General features: G+C 72.4%; 11 protein-coding genes. 5 read left to right on the top strand and 6 right to left on the bottom strand.

All coding sequences use genetic code 11. The annotated features are described in order from the left end of the window. Nucleotides 1–25: 25 nt before the first annotated feature. Together ACX80K_RS08210 and ACX80K_RS08205 are read left to right on the top strand one after the other, a co-directional pair. Nucleotides 26–340: an FmdB family zinc ribbon protein gene (locus ACX80K_RS08210; RefSeq protein WP_459271337.1), complete on the top strand. Its 315-nt coding sequence runs from the start codon at nt 26–28 to the stop codon at nt 338–340. Nucleotides 341–446: 106 nt separating this feature from the next. Further along, a complete protein-coding gene (locus ACX80K_RS08205; RefSeq protein WP_459271336.1) occupies nt 447–1,118 on the top strand; it encodes an RcpC/CpaB family pilus assembly protein in 672 nt (223 codons plus the stop codon). Nucleotides 1,119–1,153: 35 nt separating this feature from the next. Here the strand turns inward: ACX80K_RS08205 and ACX80K_RS08200 are convergent, their stop codons facing one another. The 4 genes from ACX80K_RS08200 to ACX80K_RS08185 all read right to left on the bottom strand — a co-directional run bounded on the left by ACX80K_RS08200 (nt 1,154) and on the right by ACX80K_RS08185 (nt 8,387). Next, nucleotides 1,154–5,221 (bottom strand): DUF4011 domain-containing protein, encoded by a 4,068-nt coding sequence (locus tag ACX80K_RS08200; protein ID WP_459271335.1) that lies wholly within the window; start codon nt 5,219–5,221, stop codon nt 1,154–1,156. A gap of 93 nt (nt 5,222–5,314) precedes the next feature. Next, entirely contained in the window at nt 5,315–6,901 is a 1,587-nt protein-coding gene (guaA, locus tag ACX80K_RS08195) for a glutamine-hydrolyzing GMP synthase (protein ID WP_459271334.1), read from the bottom strand. 81 nt (nt 6,902–6,982) lie between these two features. Then, entirely contained in the window at nt 6,983–7,468 is a 486-nt protein-coding gene (locus tag ACX80K_RS08190) for a DUF3817 domain-containing protein (protein WP_459271333.1), read from the bottom strand. After that, nucleotides 7,461–8,387: an SURF1 family cytochrome oxidase biogenesis protein gene (locus ACX80K_RS08185; protein ID WP_459271332.1), complete on the bottom strand. Its 927-nt coding sequence runs from the start codon at nt 8,385–8,387 to the stop codon at nt 7,461–7,463. The genes ACX80K_RS08190 and ACX80K_RS08185 overlap by 8 nt, the downstream gene beginning before the upstream one ends. 131 nt (nt 8,388–8,518) lie before the next feature. Between ACX80K_RS08185 and ACX80K_RS08180 the strand changes: the two genes are divergently transcribed. Continuing rightward, on the top strand, nt 8,519–10,240 hold the full coding sequence (locus ACX80K_RS08180) for an ABC transporter transmembrane domain-containing protein (protein ID WP_459271331.1): 1,722 nt from the start codon (nt 8,519–8,521) through the stop codon (nt 10,238–10,240). Beyond that, the gene (locus ACX80K_RS08175) at nt 10,233–11,978 is read left to right on the top strand and encodes an ABC transporter ATP-binding protein (protein WP_459271330.1); all 1,746 of its coding nucleotides are present in this window, start codon (nt 10,233–10,235) and stop codon (nt 11,976–11,978) included. The genes ACX80K_RS08180 and ACX80K_RS08175 overlap by 8 nt, the downstream gene beginning before the upstream one ends. A gap of 16 nt (nt 11,979–11,994) precedes the next feature. Here ACX80K_RS08175 and ACX80K_RS08170 read toward each other — a convergent pair whose 3' ends face one another. Beyond that, on the bottom strand, nt 11,995–12,486 hold the full coding sequence (locus ACX80K_RS08170) for a PTS sugar transporter subunit IIA (RefSeq protein WP_459271329.1): 492 nt from the start codon (nt 12,484–12,486) through the stop codon (nt 11,995–11,997). A 206-nt stretch (nt 12,487–12,692) separates the two neighbouring features. Then, nucleotides 12,693–13,832 (bottom strand): GuaB3 family IMP dehydrogenase-related protein, encoded by a 1,140-nt coding sequence (locus ACX80K_RS08165; protein ID WP_459271328.1) that lies wholly within the window; start codon nt 13,830–13,832, stop codon nt 12,693–12,695. A 241-nt stretch (nt 13,833–14,073) separates the two neighbouring features. Between ACX80K_RS08165 and ACX80K_RS08160 the strand changes: the two genes are divergently transcribed. Then, nucleotides 14,074–14,436, top strand: a complete 363-nt coding sequence (locus ACX80K_RS08160; RefSeq protein ID WP_459271327.1) for a hypothetical protein — start codon at nt 14,074–14,076, stop codon at nt 14,434–14,436. The last annotated feature ends 70 nt before the right edge of the window (nt 14,437–14,506 follow it).

Here is a 14,506-nt window from a genome sequence, read left to right as displayed (position 1 = left end):
ACGAAGCCCGTCCAGGAGGATTTCCATGCCGATGTACGCCTATGCCTGCAAGGACTGCGCCCATGCCTTCGACATCCAGCAGTCGTTCTCGGACGACTCCCTGACCGTCTGCCCGGCCTGCGGAGGCTCGCTGCGGAAGAAGTTCAACAGCGTGGGCGTGGTGTTCAAGGGGTCGGGCTTCTACCGCAACGACTCGCGGTCCACGACGACGAGCACGGACGCCACGTCCCCCTCGTCCGCGCCCGCCCCGGCCGCCTCCTCGAGCGGGGCGGCGACTCCCGCGTCGTCCGCTCCGGCGGGCAGCGCAGCGTCCTCGTCCGGCAGCGCCGCCGCGTCCTGACCGCGGCACCCGCCTCGCCGACGAGGTTCCTGACGCCGGTAGGAGCGATGTCCACATAGTCCTCGGGGCGGACCGCTGCTCGGCATCCCCGGCCTAGGGTCGCCCCATGGATCCGACCGGCCTCCTTCGGGGCAGCTCCTCCCGGTACCGCCTCCGCCGGCTGGTGTACCGCCGCAAGCGGATCCTCGCATGCCTGCTCCTCAGTGCGGCGGCGGGCGTCGCCGTCGAGGCGATGGTGGGAGACGACTACACCACGACGACCGTCGTCGCCGCGGCCCGCGACCTCGCGGTCGGGACGGTGCTGACGGAGGCGGACGTCGGTCTCGTCCGGCTCCCCGAGGCGGCCGTGGCCGGCCGGGCGTTCGGGCGGCCGGACCAGCTCGTGGGCCAGCAGCTGGCCACTCCCCTGCTGCAGGGCGCACCCATCCCCGCCACCGCGCTCGTGGGCGACGGCCTGCTGACGGGCACGGCGCCCGGCACCGTCGCGGTCCCGCTCCGGCCGGCCGATCCCGGCATCGTGCAGCTCCTGGTTCCCGGCCAGCTCGTGGACGTGGTGCTGAGCACCGGCGACGGCTACGACGCACCTGCGGAGTCCACGGTCCTCGCGCGGTCGGTCGCCGTGCTGTGGACCGACACCGGCGGCGCTCCCGGTGCCTGGCCCGGCGCCGGGGGCGACGACGGGCTCGTCGTCATCGCCGCAGGCGAGGACGAGGCGGCCGCCCTGGCCGGGTCCTCCAGCTCGGGCGACGTCCATCTCGTGCTCACGACGGGACCCTGATGCGCCGGGCGGCGCGCCACGACTCTCCGCAGGTGTCAGCCCCAGTGCGGGGGCCGCTGCTCCTCGAGCCACGCATCGTGGTTGTCCTCGCTGTCGCCCCAGGAGCGGGGGTCGTCCTCGCCCGCCGTCGTCGGCAGCGACGGGGCATCGTCCGGTTCGCCGGGCTCGCGGCCCACGTTGGTCCCCCGGCCGGGGTGCTGTTCGTCCTTGCGCATCCTTGCGGCATCCTTTCGCGTCCGGGGCTGGTCGGAGGCCTCCAGCGGCGGCAGTCCGAGCACGCCGGCGGCACGTTCCGCGCACCCGTCCGGGTCCGTGAAGACCTCGATGGTCCACAGTGGGAGGTAGCGCCAGCCCATGCGTTCGAGGACCTGCGGGCGCAGCCTGCTGCGTTCCCGCACGGACATCGACCCGTAGCGGGAAGTCCCGTCGGACTCGATCGCCAGCGGGGCCGGGCGCTCGTCCTGCACGGTGGCCGCGCTGCCGTCGGCCCGGAGGTCCGCCGGGCGCACCGCGACGATGTCGAGGACGCCGGCGTAGTGGTCCCACACCTCGGCGCCGCGGTAGCGCAGGCGGTCCACGAGGTCCGCGACCAGGGGGTCCTCGTTGCTGCCCGCGACGGCGGGGATCCGGCCGGCGTCACCGCCCAGCTCGCGCTGCAGCAGCTCGAAGAAGTCCAGCGCACCCGTGGTGAGCCGGTCCGGATCGAGGTCCGACGGTTCGAAGCAGGTCAGGACGTGCTGGAGCCGCCGTGCGCGTGTCATCGCCATGACGAAGTTGCGGCGACCGTTCGGACCGGACAGCGGACCGAAGGAGTGCAGCGCGCGCCCGTGGGGTGTGCGGCCGTAGCCGAGCGAGAAGATGATGTCGTCGCGGACCAGTCCTCCTGCCCGCTCGACGGGGACGACGCGGAACGCCTCCCGGCCGGGCGTGAAGAAGTCGGCGGCCCAGGGGAACTCGGTCATCTGCAGGCGGATCGCCTCACCCACGCGGGCCGCGTGCCGCGAGCTGGCGGTCACGACGGCAAGTGTGAGGTGCGGGCGACGGCGGATGTGCTCGAAGACCAGCTCGACGACGCGGTTCACCTCGACGGCGACGCTCTCGACGCCGTCGTGCTCCGAGCTCGGCATGCCGGTGCCGTTCGGCAGGTACTCGACCACGAGCCCGCGACCGCCGCCGGTGACCTCGGAGGCCTGCGGCAGGCGGGAGAGCTTCCCGTCGTAGAAGGACTCGCTCAGGTAGGTGTCGAGACCCCGGTCGACGCCCCGGTAGATCTCCGTCAGCCCGCGGACGGGCAGCACCTCGCGCAGTGCGTCGAAGGCGCTGGGCAGGGGCTCGAGGGTGGAGGCGCGATCGGCTGACTGCACCTCGATGCTGAAGCGGGTCGGGCCCGCCAGGCGGTCGTCACCGAAGACGATCACCTGCGAGGACCGCGCGATGCACGGCACGGCGCTCTGCAGCGACATGGATTCGCCGTCGAGGATCACCGCGGTGTCGAACGTGCAGCCCTCGGGCACCGCACCCCGGACGGTCAGCGGGCTCACGGCCCAGACGGGCACCAGCGCGGCCACGATCTCGCGGTGCAGGCCGGCGAAGCCCTCGAGGGTGAGGGTCCCGTCCTTGAGCTCCTGCCGGAGGCGGGCGGCGTCCTCCGCGTGGGTGGCGACGGCCGAGCGCCAGCGTTCGCCGAGCGTCCAGCGGATGCGGGCCGGACCGGACGCGATGTGCGCGTTGTCCGCGAGGCGGTACTCCGCCTCGAGCCTGCGCAGGCTGTCGCCGTCGGACATGGCGAGGTAGTCGTCGCCGCTGATCATCGCCTCGAGGGCGGACTGCCACCAGGCCAGTTCGAGCTCGTGGCCGACGCGGTCGGCGGGCACCTCGCGGGCGGCGAGATCCTCGAGCAGTTCGCCGAGGCCCTGCTCGCGCATCTCGTCGAGCAGCAGCGTGCGCTCGGGCAGGGTGGCGAGGGTGTCCTTGTCCATGGCGAGGTCCCGGAGCAGGGTCTCGAGGACGTCCAGGTCCAGCGCGGCGAGGTCGGGGCTGCCGGAGGTCGGGCGGAGGGTCGCGGTCAGCTCGGCGAGCCGTACCTCGACGGTCCGGTAGGACGCGTGGATCTCGGCGAGGCCCGTGGGGACGGAGGGGTGCCGTTCGGTCAGGGCGTAGCGCGTCCACAGCGTGCGCTGCTGCTGCACCTCGCGCAGGGAGGTGTGGAGGTCGGAGATGTGCACGCCGGGCCGGATGTACTCCTTGGCGACGCGCCGCAGCCGGGACCGCGTCATGGAGCTCATCTCGATGTCGCGTTCCTTCCGCCAGGACGACGGCGCGGTGGCGGAGATGAGGTCGGTGACGGGCCGGTCGAAGATGTCGGGGGTGAACTTGTCCAGGCTCTCACGGACCGCGACGAGGAGTTCGAGCTGCTCGCCCCATTCCCTGAAGGTCCCACCGAGCGTGATGTGGGAGTGCTCGGCCACGCGCTGCACCTCGTCGCGGAGGCTCGGGATCCCGGTGGCGAGCTGCTCGGCGAGGCCGTGCGCGTGCTCGGTCTCCTTGCGGTTGAGCAGTTGCGCGCCGTACCACGGGCTCTCCGTCGACGCCTTGCTGAAACTGCCGAGCTCGGCGGCACGCTGGAGCCGCTCCGTGAGCTCCCCGCGGTCGGTGATGGAGTCGAGGACGCTCCGCTTCAGCCGCACCGTGGTGGACGGCGCCGGGTCCAGCGCGGTGAGTCCGGCGAGGGACTGCATGGCCTGGTAGGGCGAGCAGCCCCACCGGCTGCGGATGTCGTGCAGGCTGCGCACGTGCTCCATGAGCTGGTGGCGGTGTCCGGTCAGGGTGGAGTGGAGCGTGTCGAGCCGGGGCTCGACGGACTTCTCGTTGCGGACCAGGGCGCGGATGACGGCTTCGCGCAGCTGCGCGGGCCCGGTCTGGCTGCCCACCTGGAGCACGAGCGAGCCCAGGCCGAGCCCGTCGAGGTCCTGCACGAACTCGTTGAGGGAACCGCGGCGTTCGGCAGCGACCACGACGCGCCGGCCCTCGGCCGCGGCACGGGCCGCGACGTTCAGCGCCGTCTGGGTCTGGCCCGTCCCCGGGGGCGTGGCCACGACGAGGCTGACGCCCGCCGATGCGAGGTCGAGGACTTCCTGCTGGGCCCTGTCCGCGTCGAGGATCAGGATCTCAGCAGCCGGCTCCCGCTCGTCGGCGGGCGGGAACTGCAGACCGTCGGCGGCGCCGGTGAGGGCCGCCGACGCGTCGGCGTCCCCCCTGGCCGCGCCCAGCAGGGCGGCGAGCACGGGATGGTCGGGGCGCAGGGCGGGATCGCCCTTGACGCCTGCGAGGTCGGCGAAGGTGGAGACCAGGATCCGGTGTTCCACGGACATGCCGCGGACGCCCTCGCTCAGTGCCCGCATGCGCTCGAGGACGGGGTGCGGATCGAAGCGTGCGGTGCCGTAGGCGAGGCGGGCGATGCCGGCGGGATCCACGCGGAGGCCCTGCTGGTTCCGCAGGTGCCGGACGAGCGCCGGATTCATGACGGCCTGCTCGGTGATCTGCAGCTCGTAGTCGTCCTGCGAGGCGTGGACCGTCAGCGAGATCGCGGTCAGGAGCACGGGGGCGTTCAGCGTCTCGGAGCGCCCCGAGTCGTCCACGGACCGCCAGGACGCGGTCCCGGCGGCCAGGAAGCCGACGTCGATGCCCCGCTCGGTGCCGAGTTCGAAGATCTTCGCGCGGAGCGCACGGGCCGCGGCCTTGGCGGCGCTGTACTGGACGGGGTCGCGGAGCAGGGTGGACAGGCGCGTGCGCCTGCCGGCGAGGAGCTGCGCCAGTCCGGAGGGGTGGGCGTGCGTCAGGTCGATGCTCGTCCCGGCGGAGGGCCGGAAGTGCAGGAGCGTGTCCCCGGTGGCCTGGGGGCCGAGGCCTTCGAGCCAGGGCACGAGGAACTCCTGCGCGGACGCGTTCCCGGGCGCGGCGGCGCGCTGGTGGCCCGACCCGCCGCCCTGCTGGTTCCCCTGCGGCTGATCCGCGGCGGATCCCGCCGCATCCCGCTGGTCCTGCTCCGGCACGGTCGCCTTCTTCCCTGCATTGTCACGTGCTGATCTCGACCAGATGGGCATGTCTTCCAAGCTATCCGAAAAGCGATCGGACCCCGCGGATAGCAACGCGGCCCGGGCGGACGGAAGTGGGTGCGACGCCCCTTCCGGATCCGCCTACTCCCATTCGATGGTTCCCGGCGGCTTGCTCGTCACGTCGAGCACCACGCGGTTAACGCCGTCGACCTCGTTGGTGATCCGGTTGGAGATGCGCGCGAGGAGGTCGTACGGGAGGCGTGACCAGTCCGCGGTCATGGCGTCCTCGCTGGACACCGGGCGCAGCACGATCGGGTGCCCGTAGGTCCGTCCGTCCCCCTGGACACCGACGCTGCGGACGTCGGCGAGCAGCACCACGGGCATCTGCCAGACGTCGTGGTCGAGTCCGGCGGCGGTGAGCTCGGCGCGGGCGATCGCGTCGGCCTTGCGGAGCAGCGCCAGGCGCTCCTCGGTCACGTCACCGACGATCCTGATGCCGAGGCCCGGTCCGGGGAACGGCTGCCGGCCCACGATCTCCGCGGGCAGGCCGAGCTGCGCGCCGACGGCGCGCACCTCGTCCTTGAAGAGGGTGCGGAGCGGTTCGACGAGCTCGAACTGGAGGTCCTCGGGCAGTCCGCCCACGTTGTGGTGGCTCTTGATGTTCGCGGCTCCCTCTCCTCCGCCGGACTCGACGACGTCGGGGTAGAGGGTGCCCTGCACGAGGAACCGGATGGGCTCGCCCTCGGCCTCCGCCTCGCGCATGATGGCCCGCTCGGCCTCCTCGAAGGCCCGGATGAACTCGCGGCCGATGATCTTGCGCTTGGTCTCGGGGTCGGAGACGCCCGCGAGGGCGGCGAGGAACCGCTCCTGCTCGTTGGCCACGTAGAGCTTGACGCCGGTCGCGGCGACGAAGTCGCGCTCCACCTGCTCGGCCTCGCCCTCGCGCAGCAGTCCGTGGTCCACGAAGACGCACGTGAGCTGGTCGCCGACGGCACGCTGCACGAGCGCGGCGGCGACGGCGGAGTCGACGCCGCCGGAGAGTCCGCAGATGACCCGTGCGTCGCCGATCTGCTCGCGGATACGGTCCACCTGCTCCTCGAGGATGTTGCGGGTGGTCCAGTTCGGGTCGAGGCGTGCACCCCGGAAGAGGAAGTTCTCGATCACGGCCTGGCCGTGCTGGGAGTGCTTGACCTCCGGGTGCCACTGCACGCCGTAGAGGGCCTTCTCCTCGTTCGCGAAGGCGGCGACGGGGGCCCCGGCGGTGCTGGCGAGGACGTCGAAGCCCTCCGGCGCGGCCTGCACGCTGTCGCCGTGGCTCATCCACGCGTTCTGCTGCTCGGGCGTCCCGGCGAGGATGGAGCGTGAGGCACCGTCGGAGCGCACGTCCGTCGATCCGTACTCCCGCAGGCCCGTCTTCGCGACGGTCCCGCCGAGCGCGTCGGCCATGGCCTGGAAGCCGTAGCAGATGCCGAGGACGGGCACGCCGGCCTCGAACAGGTCCCGCTCGATCCGGGGGGCACCCTCGGCGTAGACGCTCGACGGCCCGCCCGAGAGGATGATCGCCGAGGGGTTCTTCGCGAGGATCTCCTGCGTGCTGAGCGTGTGCGGGACGATCTCGGAGTAGACGTCCGCCTCACGGACGCGGCGCGCGATCAGCTGGGCGTACTGCGCGCCGTAGTCCACGACGAGGACAGGACGGTGCTCGGAGCCGTTCTCGGGGGTAGTCACCCGTCAACAATAGTCCGCGTGTACCCGGCGTGGCACATCAGGTCCGGGCCGTGACGCCGCCGTTCCGCCCGCGCGCAGGCGTCAGTACCGCGGTGCGGCCTCGGGATGCGCGGCGAGGTCCTCCTCGGCCTGGCGGTGGATCCGCTTCTCCACGAAGAAGGACAGCAGGGGCACGACGCCGCCGAGCGCGATCAGGACGAAGAGGCCGAACGGCCAGCGCATCAGCTGCCACAGCCGGAAGTCGGCGATGAGGTACACGACGTAGAGCCACCCGTGCACGATCAGGACGGCCGTCGAGAGGTTCACCCCGCCCGCGGTCTCGGCGACGACCTCGGGCAGGAACTGGAGGAACGCTCCCCCGCCGGCCACGATCTCGGAGCCGAACCCGTACTTGGCCACCATCTCCACGACGACGAGCAGCAGCATGACGCCGGTCGCGTAGGCGAGCACCCGGTAGAACCCGAGCGCGGAGCGGATCTGCGCGTGCGTGCCGCCGAAGCGCCGCTTCGGCCTGCGCCCCTCCGGGCGGGCGGTTCCGGCGGTCGGGTCGAGTGCTGGCTCAGTCACGGTGGGCTCCGGTTTCCTGGGTGGATGTCATGCCGGTGGTCGTGCCGGCGGTCGTGCCGGCGGCGGTTGCCCCGGCGGCGGGACGGGAGGGGACGGCGGCGGGGTCGCCGGCGGGACCGGCCGCGGGGTGGGCGGCGAGCCGCGCCTCCTCGGCGTCGGCCGCGTCCTCGAGGGTGCGCCGGTGGTCGTCGGCGACGAGGCGCCACCACAGGAAGAAGGCGAAGCCCGCGAAGACGACCCATTCGATGGCGTAGAAGATGTTGAGCCAGTTGATCGGTGTGTCCTGCGGCTGCGGGCCGACGACCACCCGCTCCATGCCATCCGCGAAGGGGACGGCGGCGCCGTCGGCCGTCACCCCGGAGGCGACGATGAACGCGGCGTAGCTGGTCCGGTCCCAGATGTTGGAGAGTTCGGCCGTGGAGAGGGACGGCACCTGCCCGTCGGTGCCCCGTTGCACGACGGGCGCCTCGGGTGGGAGGAGGCGTCCGACGACGGCGGCTGACCCCTGCTGCTCCGGCACGGCTGCCGCGTCCTCCGCCTCGGCGACCCAGCCGAGCACGACGGGGACGACGGCGTCCCCGTCCGTGCCGGCCGGCGCGGCCGCGTCGACGGCGAGGGCCTGGACGACCCACAGGCCCTCGTCGCCGTCGAGCAGGCGGTTCTGCACCAGCATCCGGGTGCCGGGCAGGAACGCCCCGTCGACGGACACCATCTGATCGGCGCCCGAGGCGTAGAGCGGCGTGAGGGGCGTCAGCACCCCGGTCAGCGGCCGGACGTTCTCCGTGGTGCTGGGTGCGGGCGGCGGCTGCTCCCTGGAGGAGTTGAGCTGCCACTGGCTGAGGAGGACGAAGACCGCGGCGGCAGCCATCGCGAGGATCAGCAGGAGGATCCATCGAGGCTTGAGCGCGGTTTTCAACACCCCTCAACGGTACTTCGTGCCCGCGTAGAACAACGAATAACGCCGGGACCGGACGCGGGCACCCCGGCGGTCCGAAAAGTGATTGGCATATCCCTATCACTGGGGTGGGATGCGGTCTAGGATGGAGCCTCGTGCGCTCCTTTCCCTACCCCCTGACCGGTTCGCCGGATCTGCGCTCCCCTGCGCGCTACCTGCTGTGGATCGGCGCGCAGCAGAAGGCGACCCTCGCGGCAGGGATCCTCCTGGGGACCGTCTGGATGGCGTCGCAGGCCGTCATGCCCTTCGTCCTCGGCAAGGCCCTCGACGACGGCGTCATCGGCGGCGACACGGGAGCGCTGCTCGGCTGGGCGGGCGCACTGCTGGGACTCATGGTGGTCCAGGCCGTCTCCGACACCGCCACGCACCGCGCCGGTGTCAGCAACTGGATGCAGGCCGCGTTCAGTTCCGTCCGCCTCGTGGGGCACAAGATCAGCCGGACCGGCGACGCCCTGCCCAGCGCGCTGTCCACGGGCGAGGTCGTCTCCACCGCGGCCTCCGACGCCTTCCGCCTCGGCGAGGTGTACGAGGTGCTCACGCGGCTCGCCGGGGCGGCCGCGGCCTGGCTCGTGGTCACGGTCCTCATCTGGCAGACCTCCCCCGTGCTCGGCGTCGTCGTGCTCGTCGGGGTGCCCGTGTGCTGCGGGCTCCTCCTCTTCGTGGTGCGGCCCATGCAGGCGCGGCAGCGCGAGCAGCGCGAGGCGTCCGGCAGGATGACCGCGGTCGGCGCCGACACCGTGGCGGGGCTGCGTGTGCTGCGGGGCATCGGCGGCGAGCACATCTTCGTGGGCCGCTACCGCGACAAGTCGACGGCGACCCGCGACTCGGGCATCAGGGTGGCCCGCTCCCTCGCCGACCTCGAGGCGTCCCAGGTGTTCATCGCCGGGACCTTCAGCGTCGTCTTCACCTGGGTGGGGGCGACACTGGTCCTCGGAGGCGACATCACGCCCGGGGAGCTCGTGGCCCTCTACGGCTTCTCGATCTTCCTCATGACCCCCATCCGCGCCGCCGCCGACTCCGTGGCCCGCTTCATCCGCGCCCACGTCGGCGCCCGGAAGATCGTCGCGGTGCTGTCGGTGGACGCCAATGTCGCCGAGAGCACCACGCCGGCGGCCGCACCGCAGCCGGGAGCCGTCCTCGTCGACGAACGGTCGGGCCTCGTCGTCGAGCCGGGTCTGATCACCGCCGTCGTGTCACGGGAGCCCGCGGAGTCGACCGACGCCGTGACGCGCCTCGGCCGGTTCGAGGACGCCGTCCTCGAGGAGGCGACGGTGCGGTGGGGTGCCGCCGACCTGCGGCACGTGCCGCTGGCGGACATCCGGGCGCGCATCGTGGTCAGCGAGGCCGCGCCGCAGCTGTTCAGCGGGTCCCTCCGCGCACAGCTCGACCCGCAGGGCCGGCACGACGACGGCGCCGTCCTCGCGGCCCTCGAGGACGCGAGCGCCCTGGACATCCTCGACGGGCTCGAGGGCGGCCTGGACCACGAGGTCACCGCGCGCGGCAGCGGCTTCTCGGGCGGTCAGCGCCAGCGCCTGGTCCTCGCGCGGGCGTACCTCACCGACGCGGAGAACCTCGTCCTCGTGGAGCCGACGAGCGCCGTCGATGCCCACACCGAGCAGCGCATCGCCTCCCGCCTGGGCGACGCACGACGGCAGGACGGCAGGACCACCGTCGTCGTCACCGCGAGCCCGCTGCTGCTGCGGGTCGTGGACCGCGTGGTCTTCCTCGAGGACGGGCGCGTCAGCGCGCAGGGCAGCCACAGGGACCTCATGGCCGGCAGCAGCACCTACAGGAACGTGGTAATCCGCAGTGAGTAGCACGGCCAAGCTCCCCGTCGCCGGCGCCAAGTCCGTCCGCGACGAGGCGTCGCGCCTCATCCGCCACCACCGGCGGAGCCTCGGCGCGGTGATCGCCCTGTACGTCGGATCCGCCGTCGCGGGCCTGGCCGGGCCGCTGCTGCTCGGCCTCCTCATCGACGCCCTGGCCGCCGGGACGACGCCGTCCTTCGTGGCGTCCGTCTCCCTCGGGATGCTCGGGTTCCTCGTGGTCCAGTCGGTCCTGCGCCGGTACGCGGTGCGGTCCGGCATGGTGTTCGGCGAGCGCGTGTTCGCGGAGCTGCGCGAGGACTTCATGGAGGACGTCACGGCGCTCCCGCTCTCCACGGTGGAGAAGGCGGGCACGGGCGATCTCGTCGCCCGGACGACGAACGACATCGACGCCGTGTCCCACACGGTGCGCTTCGGCGTCCCGCAGGTCGTCGTCTCGGCTGTGACCATCCTCCTGACCCTCGGCGCCGCCGTCGTCACCTCGCCCGTGCTGTCGCTGGCGCTCCTCGTGGGCCTGCCGCTGCTCTGGCCCGTGACCCGCTGGTACCTGCACCGGAGCGCCGGCGGCTACATGCGCGAGCGCGAGACCTACGCCGTGGTGAACGGGACGATCACCGAGACCATCGAGGGTGCCCGGACGGTCGACGCGCTGAGCCTCGGTGCGCTGCGCCGCCAGGACCTCGACGACGCGCTCGGCAAGAGCTTCCAGGCGGAGCGGTACACGCTCTGGCTGCGCTCGGTCCTGTTCCCCGCCGCGGACATCGCCTTCTGGCTGCCGGCCGCCGCCGTCCTGCTCTGGGGCGGCTGGCTCGCCGGCCAGGGCATCGTCACGCCGGGGGCCGTGGCCGCCGTGGCGCTCTTCGCGGTCCGCCTGATCGACCCGGTGGACCTGCTCATCATGTGGACCGACGAGATCCAGGTGGGGGCCGCGTCCCTCGCCCGCATCATCGGCATCAAGGACGTCGAGCCCGACCGCGAGGCGACGGCGGCGGAACCCGCCAACGAGGACATCGTGGTGTCCGCCGCGACCTACGCGTACCGGCCGGGCCACAACGTGCTGCACGGCATCGACCTCACCCTGGTGCGTGGCGAGCGCCTCGCCGTCGTCGGCCCGTCCGGTGCGGGCAAGTCGACGCTGGGCCGGCTGATCGCGGGCATCCACCCGCCGACGTCCGGCTCCGTGACGGTGGGCGGTGTCCCCCTGGTCGACCGGCCGCTCGACGACCTGCGCCGCGAGGTGGCCCTCGTGACGCAGGAGCACCACGTCTTCGTGGGCTCCGTCTCCGACAACGTGCGGCTCGGGCGGGCGGACGCGGGGGACGGCGAGATCGAGGAGGCGCTGCGCAGCGTCGGCGCGCTCGACTGGGTGAAGCAGCTCGCGGAGGGGATGGAGACGGAGGTGGGGTCCGGGGCGCACGAGCTCACCCCCGCCCAGGCCCAGGAGCTGGCGCTGGCCCGGCTGATCCTCGCCGATCCGCACACCCTGGTGCTGGACGAGGCGACGTCGCTGATCGACCCGCAGGCCGCGCGCGACCTCGAGCGCTCGCTCAACGCCGTCCTCGAGGGACGCACCGTCATCGCGATCGCCCACCGGCTCCATACCGCGCACGACGCCGACCGGGTCGCCGTCGTGGAGGAGGGGCGGATCGCGGAGCTGGGATCCCATGACGAACTGCTGGCGCTCGACGGCGCGTACGCCTCGCTGTGGCACTCCTGGCGGAGCGAGTAGCGCCGTCCGGCAGCTCCTAGTGGTCGAAGAACACCAGCGAGGAGTTGATCAGCTCGGCGATCACCTCGGCGTCGTGCGCCCTGCGCAGCGACTCGCGGAAGTTCTCCTTGAACAGGCTCCGGGCGATCGTGGCGAGCACCTCGAGGTGCTCCGAGAAGGACTGCGCGGGGGTGGCCATGAGGAGCACGAGCGTGGCCGGGCCGTCGACGGCGCCGAAGTCCAGGCTGTGGCCGAAGCGCGTGACTCCGACGGCGATCGAGGTCTGGTTCACGTACTCGCTGCGCGCGTGCGGCAGTCCGACGCCCCCGGGCAGGCCCGTGGCCATCTGGTGCTCGCGGGAGTTGACCTGGTCGAGGAACGCCTGCAGGTCGGAGATGCGCCCTGCTGCGTGCAGGCGCCCTGCCAGCTGGGCCGCCGCGTCCTCCTTCGAGGCCGCCACCATCTCCAGGATCACGAGGTCGGGGGTGGTGAGTACGGCGTCGTGCAGCTCGAGGGACAAGTCGCTCACAGTGTGCCTTTCGATGTTCCCGCCGGCCGTGGCCGCCGGGTGACCGACCGCCGTCGACGGCCTCCCCCGGCCCTCCCAGCTTAGCGGGACCGCCTCCCGCGCACCTTCCGTGCGCGGTCCGGCGGACGACGTCGCCTGCTGCCGGAGGGTGTGCCTCCCGCTCGGGCCGGGCCCGCCGGCTGCGGCGCGAACCGGGGCGAGGAAGGTCAGTCGGTGGACGCGTACGGCGAGAGGACGACTTCCACCCGCTGGAACTCCTTGAGGTCGGAGTACCCGGTGGTGGCCATGGCACGGCGGAGGGCGCCGATCAGGTTGGACGAGCCGTCGGTGTGGTGGGACGGGCCCCACAGCACCTCCTGCAGGGGGCCGACGGTGCCGATGTTGACCCTGTCGCCGCGCGGGAGTTCGTGGTGATGTGCCTCCTGGCCCCAGTGCCAGCCCTTCCCGGGGGCCTCCTCGGCGCGGGCGAGCGCCGAGCCGAGCATGACGGCGTCCGCCCCCATGGCGATGGCCTTCACGATGTCGCCGCTGGCGCCCATGCCGCCGTCGGCGATGACGTGCACGTAGCGGCCGCCCGATTCGTCCAGGTAGTCGCGCCGGGCACCGGCCACGTCCGCGATGGCCGAGGCGAGGGGCGAGTGGATGCCGAGCGCCCGGCGGGTCGTCGTCGTCGCGCCGCCACCGAAGCCGACCAGCACGCCGGCCGCACCCGTCCGCATGAGGTGGAGGGCCGGCGTGTACCCGGCGGCACCGCCGACGATCACGGGGACGTCGAGCTCGTAGATGAACTTCTTCAGGTCCAGGGGCTGCTCGTTCTTCGACACGTGTTCCGCGGACACCGTGGTGCCCCGGATCACGAAGATGTCGACGCCGGCCGCGAGGACCGTCTTGTAGAACTGCTGCGTGCGCTGCGGCGTCAGGGAACCGGCGACGGTGACGCCGGCCTCACGGATCTCGTCCAGGCGGCTCGTGATGAGCTCGGCCCGGATGGGTGCGCTGTACAGCTCCTGCAGGCGGCGGGTGGTGGCCGGGCTGAAGTTCTCGGTGCTGAGGCCGGCGATCTCGTCCAGGACGGCCTGCGGGTCCTCGTAGCGGGTCCACAGCCCCTCGAGGTTGAGGACGCCGAGACCGCCGAGGCGGCCCATGGCGATGGCGGTGGCCGGCGACATGGCCGAGTCCATGGGTGCGGCGACGACCGGCATCTCGAACTGGTAGGCGTCGATCTGCCAGTTCACCGAGACGTCGAGCGGGTCCCTGGTGCGCCGGGAGGGCACCACCGCAACGTCGTCCAGCGAATATGCCCTGCGTCCGCGCTTGGCCCGGCCGATCTCGATCTCGTAAGTCACTGCTCTAGGTTAGCCCAGCGCCGTCGGCGTCCCGGGCGTCGTCGCTCGGGTCGACTGCGCCCCGCCGCGACGACCGACCGCCGGCGCAGACCCGCGGCAGGGTCCCACACCCGGTGCACCTCCGCCCCGGCTCTGGGCACCCGGCGCGGCGGCCCCGCCTGGTGTCGCGCGTGGTCGAGGATGAGAGCCCGCGCACCCTATCCTGAACACCGGACGAGGGACATCGAGGAAGGACGACGGGATGCCGTTCCGTAGCAAGCAGACCCTGGAGACCTGGGTCGACGAATTCCGGACCACCCGGGAAGGCGGCGCGCTCATCTCCGTCCTGGTGCAGGACGGAGCGGACGGCGCCGACACCGGACTGGTGATCGTGCCGCTCAGGAGCGGCAGCACCGAGATCTTCATGCAACCCGTCGCCCTCGGCGCCCCGCGGTGGTCCGTCTCCTTCGGCGCCCGGAGCGAGGACTTCGAGCTGAGCGCCGCCGAACTGCACGGACTCGCCGCCGAGCTCCTCATCGCGGCCTCCCTGTGCCAGTTCCTGGAGGAGAAGTCGGTCGGCCACGAGGAGAAGTCCGCCTCCCAGGATCACGCAGCCGTCGACTGACGCTGCCCGTGAGGTGCGCCCGTCCGGGTCATGCCGCGGGAGGCCGGAACCCTGCGGAATGAGGCGCCGA

The sequence above is a fragment of the Arthrobacter sorbitolis genome, from assembly GCF_054510995.1.
Note: the sequence above shows the minus strand (reverse complement) of the source record. Positions and strands in the feature narration are given on the sequence as shown.

What these genes read in the sequence shown, in the direction of transcription:
- ACX80K_RS08210 (WP_459271337.1), top strand. Translation starts at nt 26, where the DNA reads ATGCCGATGTACGCCTATGCCTGCAAGGACTGCGCCCATGCCTTCGAC.
- ACX80K_RS08205 (WP_459271336.1), top strand. Translation starts at nt 447, where the DNA reads ATGGATCCGACCGGCCTCCTTCGGGGCAGCTCCTCCCGGTACCGCCTC.
- ACX80K_RS08200 (WP_459271335.1), bottom strand. Translation starts at nt 5,221, where the DNA reads ATGCCCATCTGGTCGAGATCAGCACGTGACAATGCAGGGAAGAAGGCG.
- ACX80K_RS08160 (WP_459271327.1), top strand. Translation starts at nt 14,074, where the DNA reads ATGCCGTTCCGTAGCAAGCAGACCCTGGAGACCTGGGTCGACGAATTC.